The organism is Streptomyces sp. NPDC087300, assembly GCF_044744425.1.
Lineage (GTDB): Bacteria > Actinomycetota > Actinomycetes > Streptomycetales > Streptomycetaceae > Streptomyces.
In genome coordinates, this window is record NZ_JBIUYI010000010.1 from 65,967 (window position 1) to 89,390 (window position 23,424).

Here is a 23,424-nt window from a genome sequence, read left to right on the forward strand (position 1 = left end):
CAACCTCACAAGGAAGCCCTCTTGAACGCCACCCCCGCATCCGAAGGCCGACCCCACCACCACGCCCCAGGCGCGTGCGGCACGCAATCCTCACTGGTGGCGGATTCCGGTACGGTCCCCCGGCAGAAGGGTGGCGGCCAGGAGGCCGAGCGCCTGCGCGGCATCTCCATCGATCTGCTGGAGCACCCCGACCCGCACACCGCCGCGCAGGCGGCGGCCGTGGAGAACCTGCTGCGCTGCTGGGTCAGGGAGAACAACCTCCCCGCGCCGGACCAGGGGGCCCTGCGCATCCCGCTGGCCGCGAGCGGCACGGCCCTGCTCGTCCCCGTCCACTACTGGTCGGCGACGGGCTGGCACCGCTTCGGGCTCCCGTACCTGGCGGACGGCCCGGACAGCGCGCCGCCCGTCGACGCCGTCACCGTCGCCGCACTCCTCGGCCGAGAGACCGCCCGCCGCGACGCCGAACTTCCGACGACACGGATCGCGGAACCGCGCGAGCCTCAGACCGGGGAGTCGCCGGAGCCTGGGGCGGCGGAGTCGCCCGAACCGGGAGGCACGGAGGGTCGGCCTGAGTCTGCCCCGGACCGGCCCGAGTCCGTCTCGGAACGGACCGAAGCCATCCGGGACCGGCCCGAGGCCACCCGGCCCGAGGTCACCCAGGCCGAGACCACCTCGGCCGGGACCGAGCCTTCGGTGGACGAGCCGGAGACGACGGCGGATCTGTCCAAGTCCGCGGCTGGCCGGTCCGAGTCTGCGACTGATCGCCGCGAGGCCACACCTTCCTCGGTACCGGCCCTCGCCACGGCCTCGGCGGCGGAAGCCGAAACCGGTGCCGGTGCCGACGGCGCCGGCAAGCCCCTCGGCATGGTCGACAAGATCGACGGTGCCGACCTCGTCGGACGCGTAGCCGACTCCGTCCGCCGCACCGCCGAGTTCATCGCCGACCGCCGCGACAACCCGGGCGACGAGCCCGATCTCTTCCTAGCCGCTGAACAGTCCCTTCTCCTCGGGCACCCCCTGCATCCGACCCCCAAGAGCCGCGAGGGCCTGTCCGACACCGAATCCCGGCTCTACTCACCGGAGTTGCGCGGCGCCTTCGCGCTGCACTGGCTGGCGGTCGACCGGTCCGTGCTCGCCATGGACTCGGCCTGGACCGAGCGCGGCCGCGCCCTCCCTGCCGACCAGCTCGCGGCCCGTCTCGCCGGACCGGAACTGCCTTTGCCGGACGGTCGGGTGGCCCTGCCCGTCCACCCCTGGCAGATCCGCGAACTGCGGCACCGCCCTGCGGCCGCCGACCTCCTGGACGCCGGACTCCTCCAGGACCTCGGCCCTCATGGCGCTCCCTGGTACCCCACCTCCTCCGTGCGCACCCTCTACCGCTCGGGTGCCGCCGCCATGCTGAAGCTCTCGCTCGGCCTGCGCATCACCAACTCCCGTCGTGAGAATCTCCGTAAGGAACTCCACCGCGGTGTCGAGGTCCACCGGCTGCTGCGCAGTGGCCTCGCCGAGCAGTGGCAGGCCGTCCACCCTGGCTTCGACGTGGTCCGTGACCCCGCCTGGCTCGCCGTGACCGGCCCCGACGGCGCACCCGTCCCTGGGCTCGACGTCATGATCAGGCACAACCCCTTCAGCCCGGGTGACGACGCCACCTGCATCGCCGGACTCGTCTCGCCCAGGCCGTCGGAGCGGGCAGCCGAACACGGTCGCCGTCCGATGCGCTCCCGGCTCGGCGAGACGATCACGCGGCTCGCCGGGCGAACAGGACGTCCCCGAGGGGCCGTTGCCACCGAGTGGTTCCTGCGCTACCTGGAGACCGTCGTCCGCCCCGTCCTGTGGCTGGACAGCGAGGCGGGCGTCGCCCTGGAAGCGCACCAGCAGAACACGCTTCTGCTGCTCGACCGTGACGGCTGGCCCGTCGGCGGCCGCTACCGGGACAACCAGGGCTACTACTTCCGCGAGTCCCGGCGCGCCGAACTCGACCGGCGACTCCCCGGCATCGGGCAGGACAGCGACACGTTCGTCTCCGACGAGGTGACGGACGAGCGGTTCGCCTATTACCTCGGCATCAACAACGTCCTCGGCCTGATCGGAGCGCTCGGCGCCGAACGGCTCGCGGACGAACGGCTGTTGCTCGCCGCCTTCCGCCGCTTCCTCGGCGACGTCGCGTCCGGCCCCGACGGCCTGCGCACCTCGCTGCCCGCGACGCTGCTCGACTCACCCGTGCTGCGCTGCAAGGCCAACCTGCTGACCCGGCTGCACGGACTCGACGAGCTCGTCGGCCCTGTCGACACCCAGTCCGTCTATGTGTCCATCGCCAACCCCCTTCATTCCTGAGGAACATGCCCCACCACTTCTGACAGGAGCGACGCCGTGCCTCCCACCGATGCGAGCACCGACGCCGGAACCGAATCCGCACCCGCGGGCGCCGACAGCACCGACACCCTCGACCTGCGGCTGCCCGACGAGCTCATCGGCCTGCTGGCCGAGACCGATGAACGAGTCGCGCGGACCGGGCCCCTCGGCGGCGAGCAATCCGCCGCGGACGACCTCCTCGACGGCGTCGCCCAATGGGGCCCCGCCACCACGGCGGCCGGAGTCTTCCAACTCGTACGCGTCCGGTTGGAACGCGACCTCCCCTTGATCAGTCGATGGATGAACGACCCCGCCGTCGCCGCCTTCTGGGAACTCGCGGGACCCGAGACCGTCACGGAATCCCATCTGCGCCCCCAACTCGACGGCGACGGACGCAGCGTTCCCTGTCTGGGCGTGCTCGACGGCACGCCGATGAGCTACTGGGAGATCTACCGTGCCGATCTCGATCCGCTGGCCCGTCACTACCCCGCCCGTCCGCACGACACCGGCATCCACCTCCTGATCGGTGGCGTCGCCAACCGCGGCCGCGGGCTCGGTACTTCGCTGCTGAGAGCCGTGGCCGACCTGGTGCTCGACCATCGCCCCGCATGCGCACGTGTCGTAGCAGAACCCGACCTGCGCAACACTCCCTCCGTCTCCGCCTTCTTGAGCGCAGGCTTCCGCTTCTCCGCCGAAGTGGAGCTGCCCGACAAGCGGGCCGCGCTCATGGTCCGTGACCGGGCCCTGCGCGCCGTGCTCTGACCCGGTCACTCTTAGTACACCGCTCGACCCGATCCGGTTCCCTCCCTGAGGAGTTCCCGTGCCGAATCCGCCCGCCGGCCACATTCCCCACCCCTCCGCCGAGCTCTTCGACCCACCCGAGCTGAACCGGGACAGGTGGCAACGGGCGGGATGTCGCCTGCTCGCCAAAATGCTCGGCGAGTTCGCGTACGAGGAGATCATCCGGCCCGTGCCGGAAGCGCTGGGCGAGGCGGACACCTACCGCCTCGACCTCGCACCCACCGAGGTCGGGCAGACCTTGGCGCAGCTCGGCCACTACGGCACGTACCTCACCTTCGGCGCCCGTCGCGGCGCGTACGGAGGTTGGTATGTGGACCCGGACAGCGTGGCGCTCGCCGAGTGCGGCGACCAGCCCGTCCCCTTCGGTGATCCGCTGCGATTCCTCGCGCTCGCCCGCCGGACCTTGGACCTCGACGGTGCGACCCTCGGCCATCTCATCCGCGAGCTGAACGTCACGCTCTGTGCCGACGCCAAGATCGACTACACGGCGTTCAGCGCCGCGGAGCTCGCCGATCTCAGCTACGCGGAACTCGAAGGACACCAGACCGGCCACCCCTGGCTCGTCCTCAACAAGGGACGCATCGGCTTCTCCGCGAGCGACACCGACCGCTGGGCGCCGGAAGGCCGACGCGCCACGACGCTGCCGTGGATCGCCGTGCACACCGACCTCGGCCTCTACCGCGGCGTCACCGGCCTGGCGACCGCCCAGCAGCTCTACGCACGTGAGCTGTCCGCCACCACGCAGGACGCCTTCGCGGAGTTACTCCTGGCGCGCGGCCTCGACCCACAGGAGTACCTCTACCTTCCGGTCCACCCCTGGCAGTGGGACGACGTCGTACTGCCGCTCTTCGCCCCCTCCATCGCGTCGAACGCCATCGTGCCGCTCACCACCGACGGTGATCTGCGCCTGCCTCAGCAGTCCATCCGCACCTTCCTCAACACGTCCCGACCCGACCGGCACACCGTGAAGCTGCCGCTGTCGGTGCTCAACACGCTGGTCTGGCGCGGACTGCCGACCGTGCGCACGCTTGCGGCGCCCGCCGTCACGGCCTGGATGCACGAACTGCGCGACAGTGACCCCTTCCTGCGTGACGAGTGCGGGGTCATCCTGCTCGGCGAAGTCGCCTCGGTGACCGTCGAGCACCCGGTGTACGACGCGCTGCCCGAAGTGCCGTACCAGTACAGAGAGCTGCTCGGCGCCATCTGGCGCGAGCCCATCACCCGCTACCTCGCCCTGGGCGAGCGCGCCCGCACCCTTGCCTCGCTGCTGCACACCGATCCCGACGGCAAGGCGTTCGTGGCGGAGCTCGTCGAACGCTCGGGGCTGGCCCCGGACGTCTGGCTGCGGCGCCTCTTCGCCACCCTGCTGCCCCCGCTGCTGCACTTCCTCTACCGCTACGGCACCGTGTTCTCCCCACACGGGGAGAACGCCATCGTCGTCTTTGACGACAACGACGTACCCGTACGGCTCGCGGTGAAGGACTTCGTAGACGATGTCAACGTCAGCGCCGAGGCCCTGCCGGAGCACGATTTCATGCCGGACGACGTACGCAACGTCCTGCTCACGGAGCCGCCCGGCTTCCTCACCCAGTTCATCCACTCCGGCCTCTTCGTAGGCGTCTTCCGCTACCTCGCGCCGCTGTGCCAGGAACAACTGGGCGTATCGGAGCGCGACTTCTGGTCCTTCGTGCGCGCGGAGATCCTCCGGCACCAGGCGCGTGCCCCGGAGATGAAGGAGCGGTACGAGATGTTCGACCTGCTCACCCCGCGGATCGAGCGGCTGTGCCTCAACCGGAACCGGCTCCACCTCGACGGGTACCGCGACCGCTCCGAGCGGCCCCACGCCGCCGTGCACGGCACCGTGCCCAATCCTCTCCACCAGCCGTGATCGCGGGATTGTCAGTGGGGCACCGTAGGGTGGTCGCGCTATGACGAAGCCCTCCCTCCCCGAGCTCCTGCACGCCGCCGTCACCTCTGTCGGCGGCACGGAACGCCCTGGCCAGGTGTCCATGGCCGAGACCGTCGCCGAGGCGATCGACGACGGCTCCCACCTGCTCGTCCAGGCCGGCACCGGCACGGGCAAATCCCTCGGCTACCTCGTACCGGCCCTGGCGCACGGGGAGCGGGTGGTCGTCGCGACGGCCACCCTCGCCCTACAGCGCCAGCTCGTCGAGCGCGACCTGCCGAGGACGGTGGAGGCGCTGCATCCGCTGCTGCGCCGTCGCCCTCAGTTCGCGATGCTCAAGGGGCGCTCGAACTATCTCTGTCTGCATCGCCTCCACGAAGGAGTGCCGCAGGAAGAGGAGGAGGGGCTCTTCGACCAGTTCGAGGCGGCCGCGCCCACCAGCAAGCTGGGCCAGGACCTCCTGAGGATGCGGGACTGGGCGGACGAGACCGAGACGGGCGACCGCGACGACCTCACCCCCGGAGTCTCCGACCGTGCCTGGTCACAGGTGTCGGTCTCCTCCAGGGAGTGCCTCGGCGCCTCGAAGTGTGCCTACGGAGCGGAGTGTTTCGCCGAGGCGGCACGTGAGCGGGCCAAGCTCGCCGAGGTCGTCGTCACGAACCATGCGCTGCTCGCGATCGACGCCATCGAGGGCGCCCCGGTCCTGCCCCAGCACGAGGTGCTGATCGTGGACGAGGCGCACGAGCTGGTCTCCCGGGTGACCGGCGTGGCCACCGGCGAGCTCACCCCTGGCCAGGTCAACCGCGCCGTCCGGCGGGCCGCCAAGCTCGTCAACGAGAAGGCGGCCGACCAGCTCCAGACCGCCTCCGAGGGCTTCGAGCGGGTGATGGAGCTGGCCTTGCCCGGCCGCCTGGAGGAGATCCCCGAAGACCTGGGGTACGCGCTGATGGCACTGCGCGACGCCGCGCGCGCGGTCATCACGGCGCTCGGCACCACCCGGGACAAGTCGGTCCAGGACGAGGACGCGGTCCGCAAGCAGGCGCTCGCCTCCGTCGAGTCGATCCACGACGTGGCGGAGCGCATCACGAACGGCTCCGAGTACGACGTCGTCTGGTACGAGCGGCACGAGCGCTTCGGCGCCTCCCTGAGGGTGGCGCCCATGTCGGTCTCGGGGCTCCTGCGCGAGAAGCTCTTCACCGACCGCTCGGTGGTCCTCACCTCCGCCACGCTGAAGCTCGGCGGCGACTTCAACGGAGTGGGTGCCTCGCTCGGCCTCGCCCCGGAGGGCACCGAGTCCGAGGACGCTCCCGTCTGGAAGGGCCTCGATGTCGGCTCACCCTTCGACTACGGCAAGCAGGGCATTCTGTACGTCGCCAAGCACCTGGCCCGTCCGGGCCGGGAGGGCACGCGCAGCGACATGCTCGACGAGCTCGCGGAGCTGATCGAGGCGGCGGGCGGTCGCACGCTCGGGCTGTTCTCCTCGATGCGGGCCGCTCAGAGCGCCGCGGAGGAGCTGCGGGGCCGTCTGGACACGCCCATCCTCTTGCAGGGCGAGGAGACCTTGGGCGAGCTGATCAAGGGCTTCGCCGCCGACCCGCAGACGTGCCTCTTCGGGACGCTGTCCCTCTGGCAGGGCGTCGATGTGCCGGGCGCCAGCTGCCAGCTGGTGATCATGGACAAGATCCCGTTCCCACGCCCCGACGACCCGCTGATGAGCGCGCGCCAGAAGGCGGTGGACGACGCCGGAGGCAATGGCTTCATGGCCGTCGCGGCGACCCATGCGGCTCTGCTGATGGCGCAGGGCGCGGGCCGTCTCGTACGAGCGTCGGGTGACCGCGGTGTGGTGGCGGTCCTGGATCCCCGCCTGGCCACCGCGCGCTACGGCAGCTACCTGCGGGCCTCGCTGCCCGATTTCTGGTACACGACGGACCGTAATCAGGTGCGGCGCTCGCTGGCCGCGATCGACGCGGTGGCGAAGGCGGACGAGGCGTAGCCCACCGGGCCGGGTCCTACCTTCCAGGGCCCGGCACTCTCCCAGTGGCTCGCTGGAGACGCACAAAGGCCCTTGGGCGCAGCCTCAGACAGGCCCTGGATACAGCAGGGCCCCGGAACCGGCGCAGGTGGTCCCGGGGCCCGGTCAGGGGCGGAGTCTCACACCCGCCGCAGCACCGCCACGACCTTGCCGAGGATCGTCGCCTCGTCGCCGGGGATCGGCTGGTACGCGGAGTTGTGCGGCAGCAGCCACACGTGACCGTCCTCGCGCTTGAAGCGCTTGACCGTGGCTTCGCCGTCCAGCATGGCGGCCACGATGTCGCCGTTCTCGGCGACGGGCTGGCGGCGCACGGTGACCCAGTCGCCGTCACAGATGGCGGCCTCGATCATCGAGTCACCGACCACCTTCAGTACGAAGAGCTCGCCGTCACCGACGAGCTGCCGGGGGAGGGGGAAGACGTCCTCCACCGACTCCTCGGCGAGGATCGGTCCACCTGCGGCGATGCGGCCGACCAGCGGCACGTACGACGCGGCCGGCTTGCCCGTGGTGTCGGTGGGCTGGCTGCTCGGCTGGTCCGAGCCGCGCACCTCGTACGCACGCGGGCGGTGGGGGTCGCGGCGCAGGAAGCCCTTGCGCTCCAGAGCCATCAGCTGGTGGGCGACCGAGGAGGTGCTGGAGAGGCCGACGGCCTGCCCGATCTCCCGCATGGACGGCGGATAGCCCCGCCGCTGGACGGAATCCCTGATGACCTCGATCACCCGGCGCTGCCGGTCGGTGAGGCCCGAGCTGTCGGCGCGGATTCCTGGAGGTCGGCCCGGCAGGGAGCGTGTGGGCTTGGGCCCCTCCTGGTTCGTGGCTGCGTCATTCATGGCATGCACCGGCTCGAGTCGGCTGCTCTGGGAGCGGTCCTGAGCAGTGATGGTGGCGCTGTCTGCGGTGGTGGTCACGTCGGTCGGCCCCTCTCGAGATGTTCTCTCCCTAGCTAGCCAACGGTAGTTGCTTTCGAAAGGTTGCGCCAAACACACGTTCGAGTGAAAAATCGAAGATTGCCTGACGTGATCATGTGTCCGGGTGTATGGCTAGCGCTCGGGCCGAATGGCAATTCGGTTCATTACGGTACGCTTCACCGCCGGGACGCTGGCCCCCTCAGTGGAGCCTCCATAGTGCCATCCGGTGCCCCGTCAACCCGGCACCGGCCCCCTTTGCGGGCGGCGCGCGGAGTGCCGCGTACGGCGGTCACGGTGCGGGACGGCGCGACACGCGATTGGTGTCGGAAAAGCGGCCAAACCCCAGATCTAGTGGTTGGATTGCAACAGCGGCCCAGAAGTTGTGGTCCCTGGTCTTTCGAGGCTCTGGGAATCGCCTATGCTTGGGGCTGCTTCGAGGGCCCTGAGGGCCCGTTGGAGCTTATGAGTCGTGCCGTGAAGGAGGGTTGGGAGTTCCATGCACTGCCCCTTCTGCAGGCACCCTGACAGCCGCGTGGTCGACAGTCGCACCACTGACGACGGCACATCGATCCGCAGGCGCCGACAGTGCCCCGACTGCTCCCGTCGTTTCACGACCGTGGAGACGTGCTCACTGATGGTGGTCAAGCGCAGCGGCGTGACCGAACCCTTCAGTCGTACGAAGGTCATCAACGGCGTCCGCAAGGCATGCCAGGGGCGGCCGGTGACCGAGGACGCCCTCGCTCTGCTCGGCCAGCGGGTCGAAGAGGCGGTGCGCGCCACCGGCAGCGCCGAACTGACCACTCATGACGTGGGCCTGGCCATACTGGGCCCGCTGCAGGAGCTCGACCTCGTCGCCTACCTGCGCTTCGCGTCCGTGTACCGGGCCTTCGATTCGCTCGAGGACTTCGAGGCGGCCATCGGGGAGCTGAGGGAACAGCGGCTCGACGGCGAGCCGTGCGACGCGGGCGGAGAGCGCGTCGTGAACGGCAGCGGGCCCGGAGGGACTGTCGAAGTCCCGGTGCCCGCCACCGCCGCCGACTGACCGGCTGACCGACCGGCCGGCGGCGAACCAGACCTGTTGTGGGTGTCCTCTGCGATGCCCGCGACATCAGACACACATCCGTGCCACGGGAAGAACGTGGCACTTCAGGGCGTTTTAGCCTGATACAGGGAGGCGGCATGACCGAGACGACGAGCGGCCCGGCACGAGGTTCCCGCGCCAAGGGATCCAAGGCCAGCAAGGGTCTGCGTATCGAGCGCATCCATACGACCCCCGGCGTGCATCCGTACGACGAGGTGGTCTGGGAGCGCCGTGACGTCGTCATGACCAACTGGCGCGACGGCTCGGTCAACTTCGAGCAGCGTGGCGTCGAGTTCCCCGACTTCTGGTCGGTGAACGCGGTCAACATCGTCACCAGTAAGTACTTCCGCGGGGCTGTGGGTACCCCGCAGCGTGAGACCGGCCTCAAGCAGCTGATCGACCGCATCGTGAAGACCTACCGCAAGGCCGGCGAGGACTACAGCTACTTCGCCTCGCCCGCCGATGCCGAGATCTTCGAGCACGAGCTGGCGTACGCCCTCCTGCACCAGATCTTCAGCTTCAACTCGCCGGTCTGGTTCAACGTCGGCACGCCCCAGCCGCAGCAGGTTTCCGCCTGCTTCATCCTTGCCGTCGACGACTCCATGGAGTCGATCCTCGACTGGTACAAGGAAGAAGGCATGATCTTCAAGGGCGGCTCCGGCGCCGGCCTGAACCTCTCCCGCATCCGTTCCTCCAAGGAACTGCTGTCCTCCGGAGGCAACGCCTCGGGTCCCGTCTCCTTCATGCGCGGTGCCGACGCCTCCGCCGGGACCATCAAGTCCGGTGGCGCCACGCGCCGCGCGGCCAAGATGGTCATCCTCGACGTCGACCACCCCGACATCGAGGGCTTCATCGAGACCAAGGTGAAGGAAGAGGAGAAGATCCGCGCCCTGCGTGACGCGGGCTTCGACATGGACCTGGGCGGCGACGACATCACGTCCGTCCAGTACCAGAACGCCAACAACTCGGTCCGCGTGAACGACACGTTCATGAAGGCGGTCGAGGAGGGCGGCAAGTTCGGGCTGACGTCCCGCATGACGGGCGACGTCATCGAGGAGGTCGACGCCAAGTCGCTCTTCCGCAAGATGGCCGAGGCCGCCTGGGCCTGCGCCGACCCCGGCATCCAGTACGACGACACCATCAATGCCTGGCACACCTGCCCGGAGTCCGGCCGGATCAACGGCTCGAACCCGTGCAGCGAGTACATGCACCTGGACAACACGTCCTGCAACCTCGCCTCGCTGAACCTGATGAAGTTCCTCAAGGACGACGGCAAGGGCACGCAGTCGTTCGACTCCGAGCGCTTCTCCAAGGTCGTCGAGCTGGTCATCACCGCGATGGACATCTCGATCTGCTTCGCGGACTTCCCGACCCAGAAGATCGGCGAGAACACCCGCGCCTTCCGTCAGCTGGGCATCGGCTACGCCAACCTCGGCGCCCTGCTCATGGCCACCGGTCACGCGTACGACTCCGACGGCGGCCGCTCCCTGGCCGGTGCCATCACCTCGCTGATGACGGGTACGTCGTACAAGCGTTCCGCCGAGCTCGCCGCGGTCGTCGGCCCGTACGACGGATACGCCCGCAACGCCACGCCGCACAAGCGCGTCATGAAGCAGCACTCCGACGCCAACGCCACGGCTCCCCGCGTCGACGACCTGGACACCCCGATCTGGGCCGCCGCCACGGAGGCCTGGCAGGACGTGCTCCGCCTCGGCGAGAAGAACGGTTTCCGTAACTCGCAGGCGTCCGTCATCGCCCCGACCGGCACCATCGGTCTGGCGATGTCCTGCGACACCACGGGCCTGGAGCCCGACCTCGCCCTGGTGAAGTTCAAGAAGCTCGTCGGCGGCGGCTCGATGCAGATCGTCAATGGCACCGTGCCGCAGGCCCTGCGTCGCCTGGGTTACCAGGAGGAGCAGATCGAGGCGATCGTCGCCCACATCGCCGAGAACGGCAATGTGATCGACGCCCCCGGTCTGAAGCCCGCGCACTACGAGGTCTTCGACTGCGCCATGGGCGAGCGTTCCATCTCCGCGATGGGCCACGTCCGCATGATGGCCGCGATCCAGCCGTGGATCTCGGGCGCCCTCTCCAAGACGGTCAACCTCCCCGAGACCGCCACCGTCGAGGACGTCGAAGAGGTCTACTACGAGGCGTGGAAGATGGGCGTCAAGGCGCTCGCCATCTACCGCGACAACTGCAAGGTCGGCCAGCCCCTCTCCGCCAAGACGAAGGAGAAGGAGAAGGCCGAGATCACCGAGAAGACCGAGGACACGCTCCGTGCCGCGGTCGAGAAGGTGGTCGAGTACCGCCCGGTCCGCAAGCGCCTCCCGAAGGGCCGTCCCGGCATCACCACCTCCTTCACGGTGGGCGGCGCCGAGGGCTACATGACCGCCAACTCCTACCCGGACGACGGTCTCGGTGAGGTCTTCCTGAAGATGTCCAAGCAGGGTTCGACCCTCGCGGGCATGATGGACGCCTTCTCGATCGCCGTCTCGGTCGGTCTGCAGTACGGCGTGCCCCTGGAGACGTACGTCTCCAAGTTCACGAACATGCGCTTCGAGCCGGCCGGCATGACGGACGACCCGGACGTGCGGATGGCGCAGTCGATCGTCGACTACATCTTCCGCCGCCTGGCGCTGGACTTCCTGCCCTTCGAGACGCGCTCCGCGCTCGGCATCCACTCCGCCGAGGAGCGCCAGCGTCACCTGGAGACGGGTTCGTACGAGCCCGCCGAGGACGAGGTCGACGTCGAGGGTCTGGCCCAGTCCGCCCCGCGGCAGACCGAGTCCCTGAAGGCGGTCGCCACGCCGAAGGCCGAGGCCGAGGCGGCCAAGACCGCCCCGCAGCAGGCGCACACCAGCGCCGAGCTCGTCGAGATGCAGCTGGGCATCCAGGCCGACGCCCCGCTCTGCTTCTCCTGCGGTACGAAGATGCAGCGCGCCGGGTCCTGCTACATCTGCGAGGGCTGCGGCTCGACCAGCGGCTGCAGCTGACACCTGGTGGGGTCGGGCCGGACAACTCTCCGGCCCGGCTCCCAGGGGACGCTGACCCGTAGCGACAGCTGATCCACGCGCACGAAGGGGACCGACATGACGTCGGTCCCCTTCGTCGTGCCCCCTGGTGTGCCCCTGGTGTCAGGCCGCCGCGGCCGGCTTGCGGGCCAGCAGGAAGGCCTGCGGGGTCGACTCCATGGCCTCCCGCGGCTGGCGCTCCATCTGGGCCTGCATCTCGAACCCGGCCTTCGTCACCAGGTCGGCGATGCGCTCCGGCCGCAGCCGGTGGAAGTCGAGCGAGACCGGGTGACCGAACGGCTCGGCCACGAGCAGCGGCTCGTCGCCCACCTGGAAGCCGAGGAGCAGATGACCGCCGGGCGCGAGCACACGGTGGAATCCGGCGAGGACATCCGCCCGCTGCTCCTCGGGGATGTGGATGAGCGAGTACCAGGAGACGAGACCGCTCAGGGAGCCGTCCGGCAGGTCGAGGCCCGTCATGGAGCCCTCGTCGAACCGCAGATCGGGGTGCTCGCGCCGGGCCAGCGCCAGCATCTCCGGGGAGAGGTCGACGCCGAACACCGAGAGCCCGAGCCTGTGGAGGCGTGCCGTCACCCAACCGGGACCGCACCCGATGTCGGCGACCTGCCCGCCTCCTTCCGCGAGGACGAGCTCCGCGAAACCGGTGAGCATCGACCGGTCCAGCGGGTTCTCCCGCACGTTGCGGTAACGGTCGGCGTACTCGCTCGCCACGGTGTCGTAGAAGGTCTGCGTGGTGGTCAGGAAGTCCGGTTCGGTCATGGTCGGTCACCGTATCCGGGGGGATTCGGCGGCCTTCGGGCGGGCGTGGAGAGGGCGTCGCCGAGGGTGCGGCGCGGCGTCAGAGCTCGCTTCCCATGACCGCGGCGAACGACGTCGGGTCCGTGTCGAAGCCCCGGAGTACCTCACGGAACGTCCACGCGCCCGACTCGTCCCGCGTGAACTCGGCGATGACCGAAGCAGTGGACCTGGAGACCTCGGTCAGGTCGCTCTGTGCCAGGTCGGTGTGCCCTTCGCGGATCCGGACCGCCGTGTTCGCGATGTCGCCGAACACCCGCTGCCCTTCATGCTGCTGTATGGCCACCCCCACCACGACCCGCGAGTACGCGGACGAGAGCCGGTCGAGCTCAAGGGTCATCACCTCGTCGAAACCGAAGCCCTGTCCCGTCCTGCTGTCGCGGTTGAGCGTGATGGTGCCGTCCGGTGAACGGCTGTCGAAGTGCACGAGATAGACCGGGCTGCCGTACGGAGCGTCCGTCGCGTAGGTCGCGGCGATGATGTCGAGATCGTTGGGCGGCTCACCCGCCGGGCTCGGATCCCACTTGAGACCGACTTCGACCTTCTCAATTCCCTTGTTGACACTGCTCACCGGACTTCCCCCTCACTCGCGCCCTGGCCCCTGCGGACTCGCTCGGCAAGTCCAGGACACACGCTACGGCGTACGACTGACATCGTCGTAGCCTCCCTGGTCAGAACTGGTCAAGTACACGCGGGGCCTGGCAGGTTGGCGAGGTGCGGCGATAGGGATCATTGGCCCCATGACATGGAACGGGGAAGAACTCGACATCGAGGCCTATGCCGGGAGACTCGGGCACACGGGGGAGCTGAAGCCGGATCTGGAGACGCTGCGCGCGCTGCACCGGGCGCATGTGGCGGCGATTCCCTTCGAGAACCTGGAGATGATGCTCGGCCGTCCGGTTCCGCTCGATCTGGCGGCACTCCAGGACAAGTTGGTGCGCAGGCGGCGCGGTGGCTACTGCTACGAACAGAACCTCCTCTTCGCGGCGGCCCTGGAGCGCATCGGCTTCGCCGTCACCGGACTCGGAGCCCGGGTCAGGGCGGGGGCGTCCGTCACGCGCGCGGTGACCCACATGCTCCTCAAGGTCGAGGTGGGTGCCGAGGAGTGGCACTGCGACGTCGGCTTCGGCGGTGACGGGCTGCTGGAACCGATCCCGATGCGGGACGGCGCGGGAGTACGACAAGGAGAGTGGCGTTACCGGCTCGACCGGGAGCCCGACGGGGTCCTGGTGCTACAGACCTGGCGGTCCGACGGTTGGTTCGACCTCTACGCGTACGCGGGGGAGGCGCGGCTACCCGTCGACTACGTAGTGATGAACCACTACACCTCGACCCACCCCAGGTCGTCGTTCATCCGCCGCCCTGTGGTGCAGAAGGCCGGGCCGCAGGTGAGGCGCAGTCTGGTGGGCGATCGGCTCACGGTGGCGCATCCGGATGGCTCGGTGGACGAACGAGACGTTCCTGTGGACGAATTGACAGACGTTCTCGCTCGGGAGTTCGGTGTCGAACTGGACGCTGAGGAGACGGCCACACTGATCCGGGTGCACTACGCCGGAGCGTGACCCGGGCCACGCTCCGGGCCGTACGATGGCGCGGTGCTGGTCAAGTGGATTCGCTGCACCGTGATGGACCGTCGGGGGTTCGAACGAGGGCAGCGGAAGTGGGCGGGGCTTTTGGGGGAGCCGGGGTTTCGAGGGCAGGGCGGGGGGTGGAGCCGGGGGCGGCCAGGGGTGGCCCATGTCTTCGCCTTCTGGGAGAGCCGCGCCTTCTACGACTCCTTCATGGCCCGCTCTCACGACCGCCTGGCGGCCGCACAGGGAGGCACCTACAAGAACCTCCAGGCCAAGCTCTTCGACCACCGCTTCGACGTGAAGACGGGGTTCGAGCCGCGCTTCACGGACGCGGACGTGGTGCGTGTGGCGCACTGCCGGATCCGTGAAGCGCGCGTCGATCACTTCGCGTTGATGCAGGAGAAGGTCTGGAACCCGGCGATGGCCGGCTCGCCGGGGATGGTGCGCGGCCTCTTCGGAGAGGCGCCCGGACATGAGTTCCTTGTGCTCTCCATGTGGCAGTCGGCCGCCGAGCACGGGAAGTACCGCGCCGAGCGGGTGGAGCGCCTCTCCCTGCGGGCTCAGACGGACGCCGATGTCGCGGCCCTCGCGGGCGACATCGTGGAGTTGGAACCGTCCTGGACGGTGTGACCCTTCCGGTCCCCGTCTCCGGCTTCTTGTCCCCGGTTCCTTGCCGTCGATGTGGTTGACGTCGTCGATCTGTCGTCGGACTGCCTGCCGTCGGACTACCCGTCGTCGGACTAGCTGTTGTAGGCGCCGGCGCGCGCGGCGGCGAGCGCTGCCGCCGCCGACTGGTCGGCGAGTGCCGCGTCGATCGGCTCCCGCGTGATGAAGACGCGCAGCAGCAGCGGTGCGGAGACCGCGCGCACCAGGGCCGCCGAGTCGATGTCCGTGTCCGCCTCTCCGCGCGCCACCGCCCGTGCCACGACGGCTTCGCAGCGGGTGAACCGCTCGGCGTAGAAGGCGTGCAGGGCCGCCGCGGCCCGTTCCGACTGGAAGGCCGCCGCGACGAAAGCGGTGGGCGCGGAGGCTGCCGCGCTGTCGGCGAAGGAGTCGACCACCTCGCGGGCGAGCTCGCGCAGGTCGCTCTCCAAACTGCCGGTGTCCGGCGGCACCCACGCGTCTTCGCCGGCCAGGTCCAAGGCGTCGGCGACCAGCCCTTCGAGCCCGCCCCAGCGCCGGTACAGCGTGGTCTTGTGCACGCCGGAGTGATCGGCGATGTACTCGACGGTGAGGCCCGGGTAGCCGTGGTCTGCGAGGCCGCTCAGCACGGCGTCGCGGACAGCGGCTCGGGTGCGGGCCGTGCGGCCGCCGGGGCGCCGGGTGCCGGGCGCGGGCGGTGCGGGCTCTGTGTTGCTGGGGGGTGCGGTGGGCACCTCTGCCACGACCGGACCTGCTCCGCCGGGACCTGCCACGACCGGACCTGCTCCGCCGGAACCTGCCACGCCCGCACCTGCTCCGCCGGAACCTGCCACGCCCGCACCTGCTCCGCCGGAACCTGCCACGCCCGCACCTGCTCCGCCGGAACCTGCCGCGCTGGGACCTGCCCCGCCCCGACGCCTTCCGCCCCGACCCCCTCCACTCGGATCCGCTCCACCCGGATCCGGCCCACTCGGATGCGCCCCACTCGGCTCGTCGGTCATCGATTTTCCCTCTCTGGCCCCGCGTGCGCGGTCTCGGCGATTCCTCACGCAGACTTTAACTGCAACTCGGGTTGCATTAGCAGGGTCGCCGTGTCAGACTCATCGTAATGCGACAGCCGTTGCGTTTGCTGGACGTGGGTACGAATGCGGGGGTGCCTTTGCCTACTCAGATTTCGCTGCACGGTGTGACCAAGGCTCGTGGTGAACGGCAGTTGTTCGACGACCTCTCTCTTGCGATCCGTCCGGGCGAGCGCATCGGCGTAGTGGGGGAGAACGGCGCGGGGAAGTCCACGCTGCTCCACCTGATGTCCGGTCAACAGCTGCCCGACGAGGGTGAGGTCGTGACCGTCGCCGAGCGGGGCGCGGGGTTTCTCGCGCAGACGCCGCAACTGCCCCCGGACAGCCTCGTCGGGGACACGATCGACGCCGCACTCGATGAACTGCGCTCCATGGAGCAGCGGTTGCGCGATCTCGAAGCCGACCTCGGGGCCGCGACCGAGCGGATCCTTGGTGAGTACGGAGATCTGCTCACGGCCTTCGAGCTGCGCGGGGGCTACGAGGCGGACGCACGCGTGGACAAGGCCATGCACGGACTGGACCTCGCCCACATCACCAGGGACCGCATGCTGGGCAGCCTGTCCGGCGGCGAACAGGCCCGGCTCGGCTTGGCCTGCCTCATCGCCGCGGCCCCCGAGGTCATGTTCCTCGACGAGCCGACCAACCACCTGGACGAGGGCGCCCTCGACTGGCTGGAGGACGCGCTCAGGGTGCATCGGGGCACCGTGATCGCGGTCTCGCACGACCGGACGTTCCTGGAGCGCGTCGCCACCGCGATCCTCGAAGTGGACGCTGACCGCCATGCGGTCGTGCGGCACGGCGGCGGCTATCAGGGCCTGCTGGCGGAACGGGCGGCCGCCCGGCTCCGCTGGGAGCAGGAGTACGCGGAATGGTGCGCCGAGACGAGCAGACTCCAGGAGTTCATGGCGACGACGGCCCATGCCGTGGCCGGCGGTCGCGGCATGAAGGACAACAACAAGATGGCGTACGACCGGGCGGGCGGCCGTGTCCAGGCATCGGTCGCCGGACGGGTGCGCAACGCACAGGAGCGACTCCGTCGGCTGCGCGAGCAGCCCGTGGCGAAACCGCCGGAGCCGCTGCGCTTCACGGCCCGCCCGGTGGCGGGAGCCGCCGAAGGGCCGCTGGTGACTCTGCGAAACGTCCGCGTGGGAGAGCGCCTCGCCGTGGACGAGCTCACCGTGTCGGCGGGAGAACGCCTGCTGATCCACGGCGGCAACGGAGCGGGGAAGTCCACGCTGCTGCGGACCATGGCGGGCGTACTGGAACCGGATGAAGGCACTGTGGTCCGCAGAGGCCGGATCGGATATCTCGCACAGGAGATACCGGTGCGGGCACCTGCCGAGTCGGTCCTCGCGGTCTTCGGCAGAGGGCTGGGGCTCACCGAGGAGGAGCAGGCGGAGCTGATCCTCTCGTACGGACTGTTCCGGCCCCGCGACCTGCACGTCCCGGTCGGATCGCTCTCCGCCGGGCAGTACCGGCGGCTGGCCCTCGCCCGGCTCCTGGCCAGGCCGGCGGACCTGCTGCTGCTCGACGAGCCCGCCAACCACCTGGCGCTCGGTCTGGTCGAGGAGCTGGAGGCGGCGCTCGACCAGTGGCCCGGTGCCTTGGTCGTCGTCTCGCACGACCGGCTGCTGCGTCGGCGCTTCACGGGGCGAATACGCCGGATGGAGTCCGGACGGCTACCCGGTTGAGCCGGTCGGCAGGGAGCCGATCTAGGGTCGTCGTATGGCACGCCCGCGGCGCATCATCCTGGTCCGGCACGGCGAGTCGGCGGGCAACGCCGACGACACCGTGTACGAGCGCGAGCCCGATCACGCGCTAGCCCTCACCGAGACGGGCTGGTCCCAGGCGGCGGACACCGGCAAACGCGTGCGGGAGGTGCTCGGCAGGGAGCGGGTGAGCGTGTACGTCTCGCCGTACCGCCGCACCCACGAGACCTTCCAGGCGCTGCACCTCGACCCGGAGCTGGTGCGTGTGCGGGAGGAGCCCAGGCTGCGGGAGCAGGACTGGGGCAACTGGCAGGACAGGGACGACGTCCGTCTGCAGAAGGCCTACCGCGACGCGTACGGGCACTTCTTCTACCGCTTCGCGCAGGGCGAGTCGGGAGCCGACGTCTACGACCGGGTGGGGGCCTTCCTGGAGAGCCTCTACCGGAGCTTCGAGGCCCCGGACCATCCGCCGAACGTCCTGCTGGTCACCCATGGGCTGACCATGCGGCTGTTCTGTATGCGCTGGTTCCACTGGTCGGTGGCCGAGTTCGAGTCGCTGTCCAACCCGGGGAACGGTGAGATGCGGATGCTCGTGCTGGGGGACGACGGGAAGTACACGCTGGACCGGCCCTTCGAACGCTGGCGCGAACCGGAGCCGTACGGCGTCACCGGATAGAGTGGCAGTGCGATGACCGCTGACTCTTCTCCCGACCGGCGCCTGGGGCGCGCTCTGGCCAGCCTGCGCGGACTGGCGGTGGGGGACGCGCTGGGCTCCCAGTTCTTCGTGCCCGCGCACTACCCGCTGCTCAAGGACCGACAGCTGCCGGACGCTCCATGGCAGTGGACCGACGACACCGAGATGGCCTGCTCCGTGCTGGCCGTCCTCATCAGGCACCACCGGATCGACCAGGACCCGCTGGCCAGGTCGTTCGCGGAGCACCACGACTTCGACCGGGGCTACGGCCCCGCCGTGAACCGGCTGCTGCGGCAGGTCCGTGAAGGCGGGGACTGGCGGGAGCTGGCCTCCGCGCTCTTCAAGGGCCAGGGCTCCTGGGGGAACGGCGCCGCCATGCGGATCGCGCCGCTCGGGGCCTGGTACGCGGACGACCCGGAGCAGGCGACACATCAGGCGGAGATCTCCGCCTACCCCACGCACCAGCATCGGGAAGCAGTCGTCGGGGCCATGGCGGTGGCCGCTGCCGCGGCGCTGACGGCCGACCCCGCGGGGCCGCCCACCCCGAAGGCGCTGCTGGACGGCGTCATCGCCCTGGTGCCGCGGAGCGCCGTGGGCGCGGGGCTGCGCCGGGCGCGGGACATGCTCGACTACGGCGACTCGGCGACGGTCGCCGCGGTGCTGGGGTGCGGTCGGCGTACGACGGCTCATGACACGGTGCCGTTCGCGCTGTGGTCGGCGGCGCGAGGGCTCGGGGCGTACGAGCGGGCCATCTGGGACACCGCGCAGGTCGGCGGCGACATGGACACGACGTGCGCCATCGTGGGCGGTGTGGTCGCCTCGGCCGAGGCCGGTGCGCCTCCCGCGGAGTGGCTCGAACGAACTGAGGCACTGCCGGAGTGGGTCCCTGTCGGCGTGAGCTGACCCAGGGCGCGGGCGTCCGGGCGGCACTGTCACGGTCCTGCCACAGGGGCGCTCGGGGCGGGAACCGCTGTTTGCCGCGCGGCTACTGTGGTGCGGGCCGCCAGTTGATCTTGACGTGCGTGCGTTCGAAGAGATGCCGGTCCCGGCGGTACTGCGGCCCTATGTAGGTGCCGAGAGGTGCGCGTACGGGCCGGCCGGGAGGGGGTCCCGTGTCCGAGAAGCCAGTCAGACGCGACAGTTCGGATGGCGGGTCTGAACCGCCGGACGGAGCTGATCCGAAGAACGCGCCGGAGCCGGAGGGTGCGTCTGTTCCGACGAGCGAGTCTGTTCCGGGGAAGGCGTCTGCTCCGACGAACGCCTCCGATCCGGCGGAGGCATCTGCTCCGAAGAGTGCGCCCGTTCCGCCGTCGGACGCGCCCGTTCCCTCGGACGGGCCTGTTCCCTCGGACGGGCCTGTTCCGTCCGAGGCGTCCGCTCCGGATGACGGTGAAGCGCCGCGTGACGCTGTCCCTGTCCCTGTCCCTGTCCCTGTCCCTGTCCCTGTCGCGGGTGTCGCGGGTGTCGCCGGCGTCGCTGCCTCGGCAGGGGAGGCCAGCAGCGGCGCAGGGGGCGGGGGCGAGCCTCAGGACGCCGTGCGGAAGCCCGCGCCAGGTAAGCCCATGCCGGACGGGCCCGCGGACGGACGGACGGCCGGGAGCGGGGTTCCTGGGCCGCGTCCCGGGTGGGACTATCCGGCGTCCTCGCACGAGCCGCTGCTCGCCGATCTGCGGTCCGGCCCGCCCGGCCCGATCCGTACGGAGACGCTCTGCGCGGTGCTCGCCACCGGCGTACTGAGCATGCTGCTCCTCGGTGACGGTCTGGCGCTCAACCTGCTGATCGTCGCCGTGCCGGCCGCGCTCGCCGTCTATTTCGCCGCGCGGACGGCTGGGCGCAGGCCCCGTCCCTGGTCGCTCGCGTGGGCCGCGGGCGGGCTCGCGCTGTTGGTCGTGCCCGCGCTGCGGGACGCGGGGTGGCCGTCGTTCCTCGCGATCGTCTCCGCGGTCGCACTCGGCTCGCTCGCGCTGCACGGCTGCCGGACCTGGCTCGGCGTACTCCTGAGTCCGCTCGGCATCTTCGACGCCGTCGTCAGCGGCGTTCGCTGGGGCTGGCGGGGTCTGCGTCACCGCACGGGCAATGCACGAGGCATCGGTCCCGTGCTGCGCGCGGTCGCGGTGACCGCCGTGCTGCTCCTGGTCTTCGGGGCGCTGTTCGCCGGTGCCGACGCCGCCTTCGCGGACCTGCTCGGCGACCTGATACCCGACGCCTCCCTCGAAGGCAGCCCCTGGCGCTTCCTGCTCCTGATCGTCGGCGTGGTCGGGGCGTTGGCCGCCGCGCACACGGCTGCCGCGCCCGTGCGCTGGGACCGGCTGGTGGTGCAGCCCGGCCGCGCGCGCAGCCGGGTCGAGTGGGCGCTGCCGCTGATCGTGCTCAATGTGCTGTTCGCGGCGTTCAACGCCGTGCAACTCGCCGTGCTCTTCGGCGGATACGACGCGGTGCTCGACAAGACCGGACTGTCGTACTCCGCCTATGCGCGGCAGGGCTTCTGGCAGCTGCTGCTCGCCACCGTCCTGACGCTCCTCGTCATCGTCTTCGCGCTGCGCTGGGCCCCTCGCGAGGGATCCGGCGACCGGGCGCTGGTGCGCGGGGTGCTCGGCACCCTGTGCGCGCTGACGCTCGTCGTGGTGGCGTCCGCGGTCCGCCGGATGGACATGTACGTCGACGCGTACGGCCTGACGCGGCTGAGGATCTCGGTGGTCGCGGGGGAGCTGTGGCTCGGCGTGGTCATCCTGTTGATCATGGCCGCCGGGATCTGGGGCGCCCGCTGGCTGCCGCGCGCCGTCGCCGCGAGCGCCGCGGCCGGTGTGCTGGCCTTCGGCCTGCTCTCACCGGACGCGCTGATCGCCGAACGGAACGTGCAGCGCTACACGGAGACCGGCAAGTTCGACTTCGACTACACGCGGCAGCTGTCCGCCGACGCGGTGCCGGCCTTGGACGAGCTGCCGGAGCCCCAGCGCTCCTGTGCGATCGAGTCCGTGATGGACGGTCTCGGCGCGGAGAGCGGCCCTTGGTACGCGACGAGCCTGGGGGAGTCCCGAGCCCGGCGGATCCTCGAGAAGCGGCCACTCACGGCGTCTTCCGGCCTCTGCGACAGCGCGAGCACCGACCCCACGTACCGCTAGAGAGCCTGCGTCCCGGGCCGACCTTGAGGTGGGCCCGGGATCTGCTGCGCGGAGTCGTACCCGTCAGCCGCCCGCCGGGCCTGCCGCGCTCGCCGTGCCCGCGAGCGCGTCGAGGTCGCTCTTGCGTACGCGGATCACCAGCAGGGCGGTGACCAGGGCGAGGACGGCCATGGCGACCGCCGGGATGAAGGCGGTGGAGATCCCGGCGGAGAGGACTTCATGACTCCAAGGGGCGGGGAGTTCGTGCGTCTTGGCGAACGCGGCCTTCTGTTCCGGCGAGGCGTGCGCCATGAAGTCCGCGACCTGCTTCTCCGCCTCGTCGCGGCTCGCCGTGCCGAACACCGTGGTCAGGATCGAGAGCCCGAGGGAACCACCGACCTGCTGTGTGGCGTTGAGCAGTCCGGAGGCCGCGCCCGCTTCGTGAGGGGCGACTCCGGAGACCGCTGTCAGCGTCAGCGTCACGAAGTTCAGGCCCATGCCGAAGCCGAACAGCAGCATCGGCCCCAGCACGCCACCGACGTACGAGCTGTCCGGACTGATCAGTGTCTGCCAGCCGAGCCCGATGGCGACGATGATCGAGCCGCTCACCATGAACGGCTTGGGGCCGAGTACCGGAAGGAACTTTTGCGACAGGCCCGCGCCGACGGCGATCACGACCGTCACAGGGAGGAAGGCCAGGCCTGCCTCGATCGGGGTGTAGTCCAGGACGTTCTGGACGAAGAGCACGATGAAGAAGAACATGCCGAACATCGCCGCGGCCAGGCTCAGCATGATCACGTAGGTGCCCGAGCGGTTGCGGTCGGCGAACATCCTGAGCGGTGTGATCGGCTCCTTGGCCCGGGTCTCGACCAGCGCGAAGGCCAGGAGCAGGACTACCGCGGCCCCGAACGAACCCAGGGTCAGCCCGTCGCGCCAGCCCTCTTCGGAGGCGCGGATGAATCCGTAGACCAGGGAGGCCATGCCCGCCGTCGAGGTGAGTGCGCCCAGGAAGTCGAAGCGGCCCGGGTGGCGCTCGGATTCATTGATGTAGAGCGGCGTGAGCACGGCGATCAGGATGCCGATGGGCACGTTCACGAACAGGACCCAGCGCCAGTTGAGCCACTCGGTGAGCATGCCGCCCGCCAGCAGACCGATCGCTCCGCCGCCCGCGGAGACGGCGGCGAAGACGCCGAACGCGCGGTTCCGCTCCGGGCCTTCGGGGAAGGTCGTGGTGATGAGCGCCAGCGAAGTGGGCGAGGCGATCGCGCCGCCCACGCCTTGGAGGACGCGCGCGGCCAGCAACTGCCAGGGCTCCTGGGCGAATCCGCCGAGGAGCGAGGCGACGGTGAAGAGGAGGATGCCGGTCATGAAGACGCGGCGACGGCCCAAAATGTCACCGGCGCGGCCACCGAGCAGCAGCAGGCCGCCGAAGGTGAGGGTGTAGGCGCTGACGACCCAGGTGAGGTCGGTCGTCGAGAATTTCAGCGCGCCCTGGATGTGCGGCAGCGCGATGTTCACAATCGTCGCGTCCAGGACCACCATGAGTTGGCAGGCCGCGATGACGGTGAGGGCTATGCCGGGGTGGCCTTCTCGGCGGGCGGCCCCGGGCTTTTGATCGTGCGTCAATTGAGAGGTGGTCATCATGATCCCCCGCAAGCGCCATAGTGAACGGTTCCGTTCACTGTCCTGAAAGACGGTAGTGACTCCCCCTCAGTGAA

At 69.9% G+C, this 23,424-nt stretch carries 17 protein-coding genes; 12 read left to right on the forward strand and 5 right to left on the reverse strand.

Features of this window, described 5'->3' with window-relative positions:
* The first annotated feature begins 96 nt into the window (after window positions 1-96).
* The 4 genes from ACIO9J_RS35010 to ACIO9J_RS35025 are packed head-to-tail and all read left to right on the forward strand — an operon-like array spanning window position 97 to window position 7,052.
* Window positions 97-2,334, forward strand: coding sequence for an IucA/IucC family protein (locus ACIO9J_RS35010; protein WP_402008445.1), 2,238 nt, complete (start codon window positions 97-99; stop codon window positions 2,332-2,334).
* Window positions 2,335-2,370: 36 nt separating this feature from the next.
* Entirely contained in the window at window positions 2,371-3,114 is a 744-nt protein-coding gene (locus tag ACIO9J_RS35015; protein WP_402008447.1) for a GNAT family N-acetyltransferase, read from the forward strand.
* A gap of 58 nt (window positions 3,115-3,172) precedes the next feature.
* The gene (locus tag ACIO9J_RS35020; protein WP_402008449.1) at window positions 3,173-5,041 is read left to right on the forward strand and encodes an IucA/IucC family protein; all 1,869 of its coding nucleotides are present in this window, start codon (window positions 3,173-3,175) and stop codon (window positions 5,039-5,041) included.
* Between the two features lie 40 nt (window positions 5,042-5,081).
* Window positions 5,082-7,052 carry an ATP-dependent DNA helicase gene (locus ACIO9J_RS35025; protein ID WP_402008451.1) on the forward strand — a complete coding sequence of 657 codons (1,971 nt, stop codon included), beginning with the start codon at window positions 5,082-5,084 and terminating at the stop codon, window positions 7,050-7,052.
* A 158-nt stretch (window positions 7,053-7,210) separates the two neighbouring features.
* Here the strand turns inward: ACIO9J_RS35025 and lexA are convergent, their stop codons facing one another.
* A complete protein-coding gene (gene lexA / locus ACIO9J_RS35030; protein WP_402008453.1) occupies window positions 7,211-7,999 on the reverse strand; it encodes a transcriptional repressor LexA in 789 nt (262 codons plus the stop codon).
* Window positions 8,000-8,495: 496 nt separating this feature from the next.
* On the opposite strand from lexA, the gene nrdR reads away from it, so the two are divergent.
* Together nrdR and ACIO9J_RS35040 are read left to right on the forward strand one after the other, a co-directional pair.
* A complete protein-coding gene (gene nrdR, locus ACIO9J_RS35035) occupies window positions 8,496-9,041 on the forward strand; it encodes a transcriptional regulator NrdR (RefSeq protein WP_402008455.1) in 546 nt (181 codons plus the stop codon).
* A 137-nt stretch (window positions 9,042-9,178) separates the two neighbouring features.
* Window positions 9,179-12,076 (forward strand): vitamin B12-dependent ribonucleotide reductase, encoded by a 2,898-nt coding sequence (locus tag ACIO9J_RS35040; protein ID WP_402008457.1) that lies wholly within the window; start codon window positions 9,179-9,181, stop codon window positions 12,074-12,076.
* A 141-nt stretch (window positions 12,077-12,217) separates the two neighbouring features.
* Here the strand turns inward: ACIO9J_RS35040 and ACIO9J_RS35045 are convergent, their stop codons facing one another.
* Window positions 12,218-12,874 carry a class I SAM-dependent methyltransferase gene (locus ACIO9J_RS35045; protein ID WP_402008459.1) on the reverse strand — a complete coding sequence of 219 codons (657 nt, stop codon included), beginning with the start codon at window positions 12,872-12,874 and terminating at the stop codon, window positions 12,218-12,220.
* Window positions 12,875-12,953: 79 nt separating this feature from the next.
* On the reverse strand, window positions 12,954-13,481 hold the full coding sequence (locus ACIO9J_RS35050; protein ID WP_402008461.1) for a TerD family protein: 528 nt from the start codon (window positions 13,479-13,481) through the stop codon (window positions 12,954-12,956).
* Window positions 13,482-13,650: 169 nt separating this feature from the next.
* Here ACIO9J_RS35050 and ACIO9J_RS35055 point away from each other — a divergent pair, with 169 nt between their 5' ends.
* Both ACIO9J_RS35055 and ACIO9J_RS35060 read left to right on the forward strand, forming a co-directional pair.
* Complete coding sequence (locus ACIO9J_RS35055; protein WP_402008463.1) at window positions 13,651-14,472, forward strand: arylamine N-acetyltransferase; 822 nt, start codon at window positions 13,651-13,653, stop codon at window positions 14,470-14,472.
* 33 nt (window positions 14,473-14,505) lie between these two features.
* The gene (locus ACIO9J_RS35060) at window positions 14,506-15,111 is read left to right on the forward strand and encodes a YdbC family protein (protein WP_402008465.1); all 606 of its coding nucleotides are present in this window, start codon (window positions 14,506-14,508) and stop codon (window positions 15,109-15,111) included.
* A 110-nt stretch (window positions 15,112-15,221) separates the two neighbouring features.
* Here the strand turns inward: ACIO9J_RS35060 and ACIO9J_RS35065 are convergent, their stop codons facing one another.
* A complete protein-coding gene (locus ACIO9J_RS35065) occupies window positions 15,222-15,866 on the reverse strand; it encodes a TetR/AcrR family transcriptional regulator (RefSeq protein ID WP_402008467.1) in 645 nt (214 codons plus the stop codon).
* A gap of 416 nt (window positions 15,867-16,282) precedes the next feature.
* Here ACIO9J_RS35065 and ACIO9J_RS35070 point away from each other — a divergent pair, with 416 nt between their 5' ends.
* The 4 genes from ACIO9J_RS35070 (at window position 16,283) to ACIO9J_RS35085 (ending at window position 21,727) form a co-directional block, all read left to right on the forward strand.
* On the forward strand, window positions 16,283-17,893 hold the full coding sequence (locus ACIO9J_RS35070; protein ID WP_402008469.1) for an ABC-F family ATP-binding cassette domain-containing protein: 1,611 nt from the start codon (window positions 16,283-16,285) through the stop codon (window positions 17,891-17,893).
* A 34-nt stretch (window positions 17,894-17,927) separates the two neighbouring features.
* Window positions 17,928-18,587 carry a histidine phosphatase family protein gene (locus ACIO9J_RS35075; protein ID WP_402008471.1) on the forward strand — a complete coding sequence of 220 codons (660 nt, stop codon included), beginning with the start codon at window positions 17,928-17,930 and terminating at the stop codon, window positions 18,585-18,587.
* Between the two features lie 12 nt (window positions 18,588-18,599).
* A complete protein-coding gene (locus ACIO9J_RS35080; protein ID WP_402008473.1) occupies window positions 18,600-19,508 on the forward strand; it encodes an ADP-ribosylglycohydrolase family protein in 909 nt (302 codons plus the stop codon).
* A gap of 659 nt (window positions 19,509-20,167) precedes the next feature.
* Complete coding sequence (locus ACIO9J_RS35085; protein ID WP_402008475.1) at window positions 20,168-21,727, forward strand: DUF4153 domain-containing protein; 1,560 nt, start codon at window positions 20,168-20,170, stop codon at window positions 21,725-21,727.
* 63 nt (window positions 21,728-21,790) lie between these two features.
* Here the strand turns inward: ACIO9J_RS35085 and ACIO9J_RS35090 are convergent, their stop codons facing one another.
* Window positions 21,791-23,347 (reverse strand): MFS transporter, encoded by a 1,557-nt coding sequence (locus ACIO9J_RS35090; protein ID WP_402008477.1) that lies wholly within the window; start codon window positions 23,345-23,347, stop codon window positions 21,791-21,793.
* Window positions 23,348-23,424 lie beyond the last annotated feature (77 nt).